General features: G+C 54.3%; 10 protein-coding genes. 7 read left to right on the forward strand and 3 right to left on the reverse strand.

Annotated elements, in window-relative coordinates:
• Positions 1-3 precede the first annotated feature (3 nt).
• The 3 genes from rng to rlmH are packed head-to-tail and all read right to left on the reverse strand — an operon-like array spanning position 4 to position 2502.
• Positions 4-1461, reverse strand: a complete 1458-nt coding sequence (rng, locus tag G006_RS0114900; protein WP_020484006.1) for a ribonuclease G — start codon at positions 1459-1461, stop codon at positions 4-6.
• Positions 1458-2033, reverse strand: coding sequence for a Maf family protein (locus G006_RS0114905; protein WP_020484007.1), 576 nt, complete (start codon positions 2031-2033; stop codon positions 1458-1460). The genes rng and G006_RS0114905 overlap by 4 nt, the downstream gene beginning before the upstream one ends.
• A gap of 4 nt (positions 2034-2037) precedes the next feature.
• Complete coding sequence (rlmH, locus tag G006_RS0114910) at positions 2038-2502, reverse strand: 23S rRNA (pseudouridine(1915)-N(3))-methyltransferase RlmH (protein ID WP_026147073.1); 465 nt, start codon at positions 2500-2502, stop codon at positions 2038-2040.
• Between the two features lie 285 nt (positions 2503-2787).
• Between rlmH and G006_RS0114915 the strand changes: the two genes are divergently transcribed.
• The 7 genes from G006_RS0114915 to can all read left to right on the forward strand — a co-directional run bounded on the left by G006_RS0114915 (position 2788) and on the right by can (position 13344).
• A complete protein-coding gene (locus G006_RS0114915; RefSeq protein ID WP_026147074.1) occupies positions 2788-4260 on the forward strand; it encodes a complex I subunit 4 family protein in 1473 nt (490 codons plus the stop codon).
• A complete protein-coding gene (locus G006_RS28645; protein WP_160167675.1) occupies positions 4260-4670 on the forward strand; it encodes a hypothetical protein in 411 nt (136 codons plus the stop codon). The genes G006_RS0114915 and G006_RS28645 overlap by 1 nt, the downstream gene beginning before the upstream one ends.
• Before the next feature lie 19 nt (positions 4671-4689).
• Positions 4690-7887 carry a DUF2309 domain-containing protein gene (locus tag G006_RS0114920; RefSeq protein ID WP_020484010.1) on the forward strand — a complete coding sequence of 1066 codons (3198 nt, stop codon included), beginning with the start codon at positions 4690-4692 and terminating at the stop codon, positions 7885-7887.
• Between the two features lie 2 nt (positions 7888-7889).
• Positions 7890-9461, forward strand: a complete 1572-nt coding sequence (locus G006_RS0114925; RefSeq protein ID WP_020484011.1) for a proton-conducting transporter transmembrane domain-containing protein — start codon at positions 7890-7892, stop codon at positions 9459-9461.
• Complete coding sequence (locus tag G006_RS0114930; protein WP_020484012.1) at positions 9458-10999, forward strand: complex I subunit 4 family protein; 1542 nt, start codon at positions 9458-9460, stop codon at positions 10997-10999. The genes G006_RS0114925 and G006_RS0114930 overlap by 4 nt, the downstream gene beginning before the upstream one ends.
• Positions 10992-12563, forward strand: coding sequence for a complex I subunit 4 family protein (locus G006_RS0114935; RefSeq protein WP_020484013.1), 1572 nt, complete (start codon positions 10992-10994; stop codon positions 12561-12563). Before G006_RS0114930 ends, G006_RS0114935 begins: the two co-directional genes overlap by 8 nt.
• A 148-nt stretch (positions 12564-12711) precedes the next feature.
• Positions 12712-13344 carry a carbonate dehydratase gene (gene can / locus G006_RS0114940; protein ID WP_020484014.1) on the forward strand — a complete coding sequence of 211 codons (633 nt, stop codon included), beginning with the start codon at positions 12712-12714 and terminating at the stop codon, positions 13342-13344.
• The last annotated feature ends 3 nt before the right edge of the window (positions 13345-13347 follow it).

The raw sequence follows: 13347 nt of genomic DNA on the forward strand, positions 1-13347 counted from the left end.
CGCCTATAACAACACCACGTCGTAGTGCTCCTGATTGTATTCGGCTTCAGCGCGGATTTTGATGCCGACTTTCAAGAACATTTCCAGCTCCGCCAGCATATCGGCTTCTTCGTCGAGCAACATCTCCACGACTTGCTCGGACGCCAATACCAAGATTTGTTGGACATTGTATTGCCTGACCACGCGAATAATTTCCCGAAATATCTCCAGGCAGATCGATTCCGGGGTTTTCAATACGCCGCGGCCACCGCAAGTCGAGCAAGGTTCGCAGAGGATGTGTTCCAGACTCTCGCGGGTGCGTTTGCGGGTCATTTCCACCAGGCCCAGTGCCGACACCTCGGTGATTTTGGTCTTGGCGTGGTCCTTGTCCAGATTGCGCTGTAGCGCGGTCAACACCTGCTTTTTGTGATCCTCGCTTTGCATATCGATGAAATCGATAATGATGATACCGCCCAAATTGCGCAGCCGCAGCTGGCGGGAAATGGTCTGGGCCGCTTCCAGATTGGTCTTGAAGATGGTTTCTTCCAGATTGCGGCCGCCGACGTAGCCGCCGGTATTGACGTCCACCGTGGTCATCGATTCGGTTTGATCGAACACCAAATGGCCGCCGGATTTGAGCTTGACCTTGCGGTCCAGCGCCTTGCTGATTTCGTCTTCGACATTGTATATATCGAACACCGGCCGTTCGCCGGAATAATGTTCGATCACCGAGACGATTTCCGGGACGAAAGTTTCGGCAAACTCGACCAGCCTTAGAAAGGTTTCCTTGGAATCGACACGGATTTTTTCGATACCGTCTTTGTATAAATCCCGCAAGGTGCGAATGCTGAGCGGCAGGTCTTCGTGGATCAAGGTTTTTACCTTGGCTTTGCTGCTTTTTTCCAGGATGGATTCCCAGAGTTTGTGCAAAAAAGTCATGTCGGAATACAAAATCACATCTTCCACGCATTCGGCGGCCGTGCGGGCGATAAAGCCGCCAGGCACCTGGTGCTTCAGCTGATAGGCTTCGATGCAAGCCCGCAAGCGGGTGCGCTCGGATTCGCATTCGATGCGCTGCGAGACGCCGGAGTTGCCGGCATAGGGCATGTAAACCTGATAGCGGGAGGGGATGGAAATGTCGGTGGTCAGCCGCGCGCCCTTGTTGCCGAGCGGGTCTTTGGTGACTTGTACCACCAGTTTTTGGCCTTCCTTTAGATAGTGCTCGATATTTTCCGAGGCTTTTTCGGCCAGTTCCTTACTACTGAAATCGGATAAATGTAAAAACGCGGCTTTTTCCAAACCAATATCGACAAAGGCCGCCTGCATGCCGGGCAAAACCCGACATACCTCGCCTTTGTAGATGTTGCCGACCAAGCCTTTTTGCCGGACCCGCTCGATAATCAGTTCTTGCAGTACGCCGTTTTCAATCACCGCCACCCGGGTTTCCGGCGGCGTGACGTTGATTAATATTTCTTCGCTCATTGAATAATGTCTATGCCTGCTAGGCTTAATAATTGCGCGGTTTCGAATAGCGGTAAGCCCATCACGCCGGAAAAACTGCCGGTGATCGATTCGATAAACACGCTGGCCAAGCCTTGAATTGCATAGGCTCCAGCCTTGTCGTGAGGTTCCTCAGTCTGCCAATAGGCGACGATTTCCTGGTGGCTCAAGGGTCGGAAACGCACTTCGCTGACGCTAAGCGCCTGCCAGTGTTGCTCACCGCGTAAGGATACCGCGCTATACACTTGATGCTTGCGTCCCGACAAATGACTGAGCATTTCAATGGCGTGCTGCAAATCCTCGGGTTTACCCAGGATACGGCCGTCACAAATCACGCTGGTATCCGCAGCCAGTACCGGTAAATCGGTAGCGGCCGTTGCCAGACAGAGTGCGGATTTTTCCGCGGCTACCCGCTCGACGTAAGCAGCGGGCGCTTCGCCCGGCCAAGGCGTTTCGTCAATATCGACCGCCATGATACTGTGACGGATGCCGATTTGCTTGAGCAATTCGCTACGGCGCGGTGAGGCGGACGCCAGGATCAGTTGTGGGTGCATGCGCTTAACGATGGTAAGGGTGGTTATTCAACAGACTCCAGGCCCGGTAGATTTGTTCAGCGACAATCACTCGAACCAAAGGATGCGGAAAAGTCAGCGGCGATAAACTCCAGGATTCCTGCGCCAGATCGCGCACTTGCTGAGACAAACCTTCCGGTCCGCCTATCATCAGCGCAACCGGCTGACCGTTGCCCAGCCAGCGTTGCAGGGCTTGCGCCAGATTCGGCGTGGTCCAGGGTTTGCCGGGAATATCCAGCGTCACCACGTGAGCCCGGCCCGGCAATGCCGCTATCATGCGTTCTCCTTCATCCTTGGTTATCCGGGCAATGTCGCCGCTGCGGCGTTTGTCCGGGGCGATTTCCTTTAACAGCAACTCGCATTCGCGCGGTAGCCGCTTGGCATATTCATTATAACCTTGCTGTACCCAGTCCGGCATTTTGTTGCCAACGGCGATCATGTGTATTTGCATAGCGCTTAAAAGCTTTGTCCTTGCGGTAAACCTGGATGAATAAACCGGGTGGCATTCATGGGCTTAGCCCTTGCTCAGTAACATGACGAATTGAACCCCGAAATCCCGTTATTTTTGATGCGCGTAGGGTACACGAAGCTTTTGGCTTTGCGAAATCGACGCTACGGTCGATGGAGCGAGGCCCTGTATTTAGCGATGGTTTATTTAAACCAATTTTTTGCCGGATTGGCTTTTTTCAACCAAATGTCGTTAGAATGTTTGCTGTATTGGACTTTGACGATAACAATGGTGATGCTAAGCGCGCTGTTATGGACCCCGGCGCTGGGGGCAATATTGCTGGTACTGGTCTCCGGCCAGAACAGCCGATTGATCAGAATTGTAGCGAATCTATTCAGCCTGGCGGCTTTGCTGATGGCTTGTTTGCTATTGGCCCAGTTCGACGTCAGCGACACCGCGTTGCAGTTCAGCGAGTTTTACCCTCTGAACCCCAAACTCGGCAGCGCATACGCACTGGGCGTGGACGGCCTGTCGATGCCGATGCTGGTGCTGGCTACTCTGTTAACTTGTATTTCCCTGTTGGCTTCCTTCTCCCTGTCCGATAGCATCAAGGGCTATCACATCTCCATTCTGTTGTTGGAATTCGGCATGCTCGGCGTGTTTATGGCACAAGACTGGGCGCTATTTTACATCTTCTGGGAAGTGACCTTAATCCCGCTGTTTTTCCTGATCGACCGCTGGGGCGGTAAGCGCCGTCACGCCGCCAGCCTGAATTTTGTGCTGTACACAATGGGCGGGTCGGTGTTCATGCTGCTGAGTTTACTGGCGATCAGTCAATACGATTTGGAAAACCAGGGTTCCCTAATGGCATCCATGGGCCAAGCCGCGCAAAACATGCCGGTGGTCGAGCAAGTCCTGGTGCTGCTGGGTTTCCTGATCGGTTTTGGCGTAAAAATGCCGATCTTTCCCTTGCATGGCTGGTTGCCGCTGGCTCACGTCGAAGCACCCAGCCCGATCAGTATCTTGTTGTCCGGTATCCTGCTGAAAATGGGAGCCTATGGCTTATTGCGCTGCGTGGTGATGTTGCCGGTTGCCGCCAAACTCATCCAGCCCTTGCTGGTATTTCTAGCGCTGTTCGGCATGATTTACGGCGGCTTGCTGGCCTGGCGGCAGCGCGATTTGAAAGCCATGGTGGCTTATTCGTCGCTGAGTCATATGGGCGTCGTCTTACTCGGTATCGCCGCACTGAATCAAACCGGCTTCACCGGCGCGATATTGCAAATGACCGCCCACGGCCTGATTGCCGGCGCATTGTTTCTATTGGTGGGCCTGCTTTACGAACGCACACATACCCGCAACATCCAGGATTACAGTTCGCTGGTACAAGTCATGCCGCGCTTCGCCACCTTGACCACCTTGACCTTGCTGGCGGCGATGGGCCTGCCCGGCTCAGTGGGTTTTATCGCCGAACTGCACACGCTAATCGGCGGCTTTCAGCAATGGGGCGGTTTGATGGTGTTTTTTAGTTTGAGCATCTTGATCAGCGCCGCCTATGCCATGCGCACCATCGGCTTGCTATTTACCGGGCCGGTGAAACCGCAGATGCGCGACATCGCCGATTTGAAATCGCTGGAATTGATGGCCTCAGGAGTGTTGGTAGGCGGGATTGTGTTGTTTGGTTTGTTGCCGGCGCCTTTGATTGATTTGTCTACTGCGACAGTAGGGAAGATGTTGGCGGTGATGGGGGAGAGGTTGCCGTGATGTTGTTTTTTATCGACCTTTCTTCATCTTCAGTAATGCGTCGCTATCGCGACAGGTTTTTAAAGTCGGTTCTCGCACCGACAGGCGAGATACTTTCGCTACGAAAACCATCCGTGGTTTTCGCCCTTCGGGCCAGCCTACCAGCTGTTCAAATTCGTTCCAGACGAATTTGTGCTTGTCCAAAGAAAAGTATCCAAAAGAAAAGACACCCGGATGCCGCTTTTATCCTGCGCTCCTCGCTTTTGAACGGGGTTGCCGAAAGGGGCTTCCTGCCCCTTCGGCAACGTGCGGCATCCATGCCGCACCCCTGCGGGCTGATCCGTTCAAAAGCTCCGGTGCTCGGCGCGGCATGCGGGGTAAAAACCCTTACCAACTTAAGAGACAACGTTTATCGTCCGGTGTGTCAATGAATATGGAATTGATTTGATCATGCAAGATTCCTTACCGAATATCGCCTCGCCGCGCGACACAATCCTTGATGCAATCCATCACCTGGATCATGTGTTGCCGGGGCAAGCACCGATTCACGATTTCGTCCATCACAATACCTTGCATGGCTTTCAACATTTGCCGTTCGAGCAAGCGCTCTCGGAATTTACCCAGCTAACCGGCATCAGTTGTTATCTGTCCGCCGCACAGTTTCGGGAGTTTTATGCGCAAGGCCGGATAGGCGATGAAGATATTGATGCCGCGTTGGCCCAGCAATTTGGGGATGCGCTGGAGACTGAGATTTGCAAGGTCAATGGCAAACCCGTTACTCAGCAAATGCTTTACCGGCTGGCCTTGCTGCACGATTTGCAGGCGCTGACGCCCGCGCAATTCGATTGGCAGGTGCGAGAACTCGGTGTGTTGGATAAGCCGGCCGCCGCTGGCGAAACGGCTCGTGAATTGTGGGATGCATTGCTCGCCAAGCTGGAGCTGCAAACGCCGGATTTACATCCGGAAGATTTGCTGGATTTGTCCGCCGAGCAGATCCGGCAATGGCTGCCGGACATAGCAGATGCCGGCGCGGAGCAGCAGATGCGCCAATACGGCATGGAGAGCCTGACAAATCTGTTTGCGCAGGTCGGCGATAGTTTAACCTTACGCGGCTTACTATTGGCATTAACCGGCAAGGATATTCTCGACTCGGTGCGGCCAACGTTAATTCGCTTATGCGCCTCTTTGCTGGACGAAGGTTTGGCGGCCTGGCGTTTACCCAAGCGGGAAGAGCTGGGTCTGTATGAAGCCTGGCGCGAGAGTTTGATCTACGATGCGCAACCGGTTTTTCAGGAACTGAACGATTGGCAAGCGATTACGGCGGCACTCCCGGCCGATGCCATCGACGCCATCGCACAGCAGTTGACGGCGCTGACTGTCCCCGAGCAACGCTGGGCAGGCTATTTGCAAAGACTGGCCTTGGAATTACCGGGATGGTCCGGCTTGATCAACTGGCGTCAGACCCACCCCAATTATCAAGCAGACGACGACACCAAGCCCTTATTGGCGGATTACTTGGCGATACGCTTGACCTTGGACCGACTTTACGCGGAACAGCTATGCAAACAATGGCATTGCGAGGCACAACTAGACCGGTTACGCGGCTATTTTTCGAAAAATCTGGCGGAGTTTTCGGTCAGGCAAGCCTTGTTTCAAGGCCAATTGCCTGAGTATCTGGCACTGGCAGCGCAGTCTTTGCTTAACGACGCGGCGCGGGACAAACAGGCTTGGCAGACCTTGGCCGAACGGATTTGGACCTGGCAACTTAGCCCGCTGGCTCCCTCAGCCCTCAGTATTTATAACCAGGGTTGGCGGCTGTTTCGCCTTTGCCAATTGCTTGGGTTAACCGCCAGTGACGTGCAGCGTTCAGAGCCGGCGCCGCTGCTGGAATGCTTGGCCGTCATCGACACTTTCAGCGAGGCTGATCGCAGCACTATTTGGCTGAACGCCTACGAACGCCACTATCAACAAGCGCTGCTGCAAGCCCTGCACGCCAATCATAATCGCGGGCGCTGGGCGCAACGAGACAGCCGCCCCGCAGCGCAAATCGTGTTTTGCATGGATGACCGCGAGGAAGGCATCCGCCGCCATTTGGAGGAACTCAATCCGGCCATCGAGACGCTGGGCGCCGCCGGATTTTTCGGGGTGCCGATGAATTATCAAGGACTGGACGACAGCAAATTGACGGCCTTGTGTCCGGTGGTGGTGGTGCCGGCGCATAATGTTCAAGAATGCAGTCAACCAGGCCAGGAAAAAGCCATGGCTCGCCACCGGCAAGGCCGTAATCTGAAACAACGGCTTGCCAATCTGCTCCATCATGGTTTGCGCCGCGATGCGCTGTTGGCGTATCCGATGATCAATGCCATGGCGCCGTTTACCTTGCTCGGTTTGCTGGCGAAAAGCTTCATTCCGCAAACTCAGCATCAGCTGTTGGCTGCGACGGCAAAATCGATGGCGCCTGACGTGGTCTCGCAATTGAATTTTACCGCTGCCGATGATTCGATTCCGGCCACACCGCAACAGCCGCGCCTGGGTTTTACCGACCAGGAACAAGCCGACCGGATCGCCGGATTTTTGCGCAATACCGGCCTGACCTACGGTTTTGCCGAATTGGTGGTGCTAATGGGCCATGGCTCGATGAGCCAAAACAATCCGCATTTATCCGCTTACGATTGCGGTGCCTGTAGTGGGCGGCACGGCGGACCGAACGCCCGGCTGTTCGCGGCGATGGCCAATCGCCCTGAGGTGCGGCAGTTGCTAGCTGACAGAGGTATTAAGATACCGGACGATACTTGGTTTATCGGCGCAGAGCACAACACCTGCGACGAAGACATCACGTGGTACGACAGCGCTACCGTGCCGACCGAGCGACGAGCGGCTTTCAACAAATTCGTGCAGCAGATGCAACACGCGCAGCGTATGTCTGCTCACGAGCGTTGCCGGCGTCTGGCTTCCGCACCGCGCCGGCCAGAACCGCAGCGGGCTTTACGACATTTTCTGGAGCGCGCTACCGACTTTTCCCAGGCTCGCCCGGAGTTAGGGCATGCCACCAACGCTGCCGCATTGGTCGGCAGACGCTCGTTGACGCAAGGCGCGTTTTTCGACCGCCGCCTGTTTTTGATTTCCTACGATCCCAGCCAGGACCCGGAAGGTGCAGTTTTAGAGGGCATCTTGCTGGCGGTCGGTCCGGTCGGTGCCGGTATCAATCTGGAATATTATTTTTCCACCGTGAATAACGAGCGGCTGGGTTGCGGTTCGAAAGTGCCGCACAATCTGACGGGCTTTTGCGCGGTGATGGAAGGCGCCGGCAGCGACCTGCGCACCGGTTTGCCGCGACAAATGATTGAGATTCACGAGGCCATGCGCTTACAAATCATCGTCGAGGCCAAAACCTCGGTGCTGGAACAAATTTATGGCCGGCAGGAAAGCTTGCGGGAATTGATCGGTGGCGGCTGGGTGCATTTAAGCGCTAAAGATCCGGATAGCGGCGAGATATTTGTGTTTCAGCGCGGTGTTGGATTTGTAAGTTGGCAGCCTAGCGACATCCAGCTGCCGTTACGGGACAACTCACCGGATTGTTATCGCGAGGAAACCCTGCCGGTGGCGCCGATGCTGATCAAACAGCCCGAGTTCATGGGAGTTGTCTGAGTATGGCAGCCTACGCAACCCTGATTCCCTTATTCCCGTTATTGGCCGCGCTGCTGATCGGCGGCCTGCATTTTTGCCGGATTATCGACGGCGAGGCCGGCGAGAAAACCACGGCCCGGCTGGCTTTAACGGCTATCAGCCTATCGGTGTTGACCGCCTTAAGCTTATTGATAGCTGATTTATCCGGCCAGCTTCCCGACTCAGTCTCATACGGTACCTGGCTGCGCAGCGGTTCGCTGATCATAGATTACAAACTGACTACCGGCGGTTTCAGTCTAGCTTTGGCGAGTCTGTTTTCCTTGCTGTTGCTGGTCGCGATACGTTTCTCGGTGAATTATATGCACCGCGAGACCGGCTTCCATCGTTTCTTTTTCGTGCTGAATTTATTCGCGGCGGCGATGCTGTTATTGGTGTTATCCGGCAATGCGGTGTTTACCTTTATCGCCTGGGAAATAGCCGGGGTTTGTTCTTACTGGCTGATTGCTTACGCCTACTACCGCCCCATCGCAGCGCACAATGCCACGCGGGTGTTTGTGACCAATCGCATCGGCGACGGCGGTTTTATTCTGGCCATTGGCCTGGCTTTGGCTTGGCTGGAAAATGCCGACTGGCAGACTATTAACCTTAGCGCGGCCGATCTGGAGCCTGGCGACGCCACTTTGCTGGCCTTGAGTTTTGCCGTGGCGGCATTTGCCAAATCCGCGCAGATTCCCTTCACGCCCTGGCTGGCGCGGGCGATGGAAGGGCCGACGCCGTCCAGCGCCATTTTCTACGGCGGCGCCATGATCCATGCCGGCGTGTTTTTGATTATCCAGTTAGAGCCCCTGTTTATGCAGGCGCCGCTGGCGATGTCTTTGTTGACTGTGATCGGCGCGTTGACGGCGATTTATAGCTATTGGGTAGGCTTGAGCCAGACCGATATTAAAAGCTCGCAAATCTTTGCCACCTCCGCGCAACTGGGTTTGATGTTTGTTGAATGCGGCTTGGGCTTTTGGACTTTGGCGGCTTGGCATCTGTGCGCGCATGCCGTGGTGCGTTGCTATTTGCTGCTCACCGCTCCTTCCATCTTACACAACACCCACGGTCAAGCTATCCGACCGGTGGCACCGGCGTTGGCAAATTGTCGCTGGGCATTTATCGCGTCCTTGCAGCGCGGTTGGCTGGAACCGGCCATGGATTGGTTGCTAGTTAAACCGGTTTTGCGGTTGGCCAAAGATGTGCGGTATATCGACGAGCACATCGTCGATCCTGCCCTAGGTGCGCCGGCACCGGCGATCAAAGCCGTGTCGTCCTTGGCGCAATGGGAAGAACAAAAAATGGGTGCCAACCTGAATAGCCAGGAAGATAGTTTCGCGCAAGGCAGCGGTTTGGCCGGCAAACTGGCACAGTGGACGGCGGCCTTGCTTAACTGGTTTGAATATCACTTTATTCTGCGCGGCATCGGCCGTGATTCGATTCGGCTCGGCCGGCGTCTGGGTCAGGCCGCCAACCGTTTCGAGCAATTATTGTTACAGCCGCGCTATCTGGCGTTGTTTGTGTTGATCACCTTGATGGTAGCGCTGGGATACCGATGAATACCCCTATTGTTTTCTGGCATGCAGTGGCGGCTGTGCCGCTGTTAACGGTGTTGACGTTGGTGCCGTTGCTGACCATGTTGGCGGTGGTATTCGCCAAGCCGATTTATAGCGTACGGCTGGCCTTTGGCGGCGCGCTGCTAAACGTGGTGCTCAGCATTTATTTGTTGCTGATATTCGATTCGGAAACCCCCGGCATCCATCTTGCCGAACATTTTCAATTGCTGGGGATGAACTATCGGGTTGGTGTGGACGGCACCAATATTCTGTTTATTCCGCTGACGGCAATTTTAGGTTTGCTGGCGCTGGTGTATACCCTGATCACCCGGCATCGCAATGATCGTCTGTTTATCGCCTGCTTACTGGCCTATCAAGGCATTTTAATCGGTGCCTTTGCGGCACTAAACACCCTGCAATTCTGGTTCTGGTGCTTGCTGGAACTGGTGCCGGTGGTGTTATTAACGGTGTTCGCCGGTACCGGCAAACAGCGCAACCAGGTAGTGAAATCGGTATTGCAATACTGGCTGTCCGGTCTGGCGATGAGTCTGGCCGGTTTTGTGCTGTTGAGCTTTGGTTTGGCGCAAAACGGGCTGGATCTAAGTTTTGATTGGTTAACCTTGAAACATCACAACCTGGCGATTCCCAACGAAACCCTGATCTTTATCCTGCTGTTTTTCGGCTTTGCCATCCGCATGCCGCTGTTTCCGTTTCACGCCTGGCTACCCTTGCTGGCCGAACACGGCACGGCTGCCAGCGCGGCGATTTTTCTAACCGGCTTGAAGCTGGGCATTTACGCCTTGATCCGCTTCATTCTGCCGCTAGTGCCCGGCGCCGCCGAGCAGTGGGTGCATTTTGTCGTCGATCTGGGCTTGATAGGCATTTTTTACGGCGCCTTGCTGGCACTGATGCAAATCAATATGCGCCGGCTATTGGCGTTTGCGGTGATCAGTCATACCGGCATGTTGGTGATAGGTGTGTTTTCCTTCAACGATTTTGCGTTGGAAGGCAGTATTCTGCTGTCGATAGCTTACGGTCTGGCGACTGCCGGCATGCTGTTCAGTATCGGTTTGATTTACGAACGCACTCGTACGTCCTTTCTGCCGCGTTTGGGCGGTTTGTTCGAGACCAATTCGACGATTGCCTTGCTGTTTTTGATTTCCGCGCTCAGCACCATGGTCATGCCCGGCACGCCGGGTTTTGACGCGGCGCATTTGTTGATCGAGGGCACCATCGAGGAACACGGTTGGTATATCGCGATTGCGATTTTGCTGGGTAACGTGCTGGGCGCGGCTTTTTTGCTCTGGGCGTTTCAGCGGCTGTTCATTGCGCATCCCAAACGCTTCGTGCAGCCCTACGGCAGCATTCATCACCCGGTGTTAAAAGAACGGATTATCGCTGTGACTATTTGCGGCTTGCTGATCGGCACCGGTTTTTACACCACCCCCTGGCTGAAATATATCGATCAGGAAGCCAAGGAAATCGGCGAACATTATCCGGAACATCACAGCCACCACATGAACGGCCCGCACCATGATTGATAATTTCCCTTGGCTGTCCTTGTGTCTGGCTTGGCCGCTACTGGGAGCGCTGTCGCTGGTATTCATCCGGGATGGCCAGTTAGCCAAGCGCGGTGCATTACTGGTAGCCGTTGTCGAATTGCTTTTTACCATCGCCGCGGCTTGGGTTTTCGATACTGCGCGCGGCGATTTTCAGTTGCTGGAAGACTATCCCTGGATACCCGGCCTGAATATTCACTATCAACTCGGTGTAGACGGTATCTCGATACTGTTCTTGCCGATGACTGCCTTGCTGACGCTGATGACTTTGTTGGCCAGCTGGAATAGCGTACAACGACTAAACCGCTTTCAGTTGGCGCTGATGCTGGCACTGGAAAGCGTGACCATCGGCGTGTTCACGGCTCTGGACCTAGCCTTGTTCTTCCTGTTTTGGGAGCTAACCTTGCCGCCGATTTTCTTCCTGATCGGTTTATGGGGGATCGGCGCCGAGCGACGGCATGCGGCGATGAAATATACCTTGTACATGTTATTCGGCGGTGTGCCCTTGTTGTTCGGGATTATTTTGTTGGCGATTAATCATGCGCACTATACCGGGGGGGCGATTCCGCAGGATTTGGCTTTCAGTCTGCCGGTGTTGTTGAACACACCGATACCCGAGTCGGCGCAAGGCTTGATTTTTTTGTTGCTGATTTTGGGGTTTGCGGTAAAAGCGCCGTTACTGCCCTTCCACACCTGGTTGCCGACCACGGCAATGGAGGCACCGACTTTTCTGAGCGCCTTGCTGGTCGGCTTGAAATTGGGCGTTTACGGCATCATTCGCTTTGCGATACCACTGGCTCCGCAAGCGGGTCTGGAGCATCGCTGGCTGTTGGCGATACTCGGTGCGGTAACGCTAATTTACGGTGCCTTGATCGCGTTGCAGCAAACCAATCTGCGCCGCTTGTTGGCTTATTCCAGCATTAGCCATGTCGGGTTGGTGATTGTCGGTATCGCCACTTTTAATCTGCAAGGTTTACAGGGCGCGGTCATGCAGTTGCTGAATTTCGGCATTGTCGCCGGTAGCTTGATGCTAATCGCCGGCATGATTCAGCAACGTTTGGGTAGTACCGATTTGGTTCATCTCGGCGGCTTGGCCAAGCCCATGCCGCGGCTGACCGTCTTATTCTTTGTATTTGCGCTGTCCAGCATCGGCGTGCCCGGCACGAATGGCTTCCCGGCCGAATTACTGATGGTTCTCGGCGCTTTGCAAGCCTATCCGGCACTGGCGATGGTGGCTTTGTTCGGTGCGGTATTGGGCGCGGCGTATCTGTTGGGTTTTGTCAGACGAGCATTTTTCGGCCCGGTTGTGCACGACAGCGTAGCCAAAGCACAGGATCTGCGTCCCCGTGAGCTGATACTGTTGGTCGTGCCTGCGCTGCTGGTATTGGTGATAGGCCTTTATCCGCAATGGCTGTTGTCCTGGCAAGAAACCAGTTTGCAGTCCTGGTGGCAGCGGTTAAGCGTGGCGGTTCCGCAGGCGACAACGGAATCGAAACTCACGCAGAGAACCACAATTTCAGGTGCGCAGAGCGAGGGTTCAATATAACTTTTGCTTTAGCCCAGATTTAGATCGCAAAGCAATTGCTATATAGTTTCGATTCGATATAGTATTACCGATAAACGCACATTCTTTTGAATAACCCGTTCCGGATACGCTCCAGAACGCATAGTGATAGAAAATAAGGACACCCATTATGATTACGCCCACGAAATTACTACTTGAAAACAAAGCCTGGTCGGAAGAAGTCAGTAGAAAAGACCCCGAATTTTTTGTCCAGTTGGCCAAAGAACAAAAGCCCGACTTTTTGTGGATAGGCTGCTCGGATAGCCGAGTGCCCGCTGAGACAGTCGTCAACGCCAAGCCCGGCGAAATTTTTGTGCATCGCAATATTGCCAATCAGGTCATCGTCACCGATTTCAATTGTCTGAGCGTTTTGCAATATGCCATTTCGGTCTTAAAAGTTAAGCACGTTATCGTTTGCGGCCATTACGGCTGCGGCGGCGTAAAAGCGGCCTTGCAGCCGCAAAAATCCGATCTGGTTATCACCAATAAATGGTTGCTGCACATTAAAGATATATACCGTTTGCATCAGGAAGAGCTTGAGTCTATTCCGCCGGAGAAAAAAACGGATCGCCTGATCGAGCTGAATATCATCGAGCAAGTTTATCGCCTAGCGCACACCTCGATTATTCAGTCGGCCTGGAAACACGGGCACAAACCCACTTTACATGGCTGGGTATACGGCCTGAACGACGGCTTGATCAATGAATTGATCAAACTCGACCATAACACGCAAATCAATCCGATTTACCGCTATGCCGACTAGCAT

The sequence above is a fragment of the Methylomonas sp. MK1 genome, from assembly GCF_000365425.1.
Taxonomy (GTDB): Bacteria; Pseudomonadota; Gammaproteobacteria; order Methylococcales; family Methylomonadaceae; genus Methylomonas.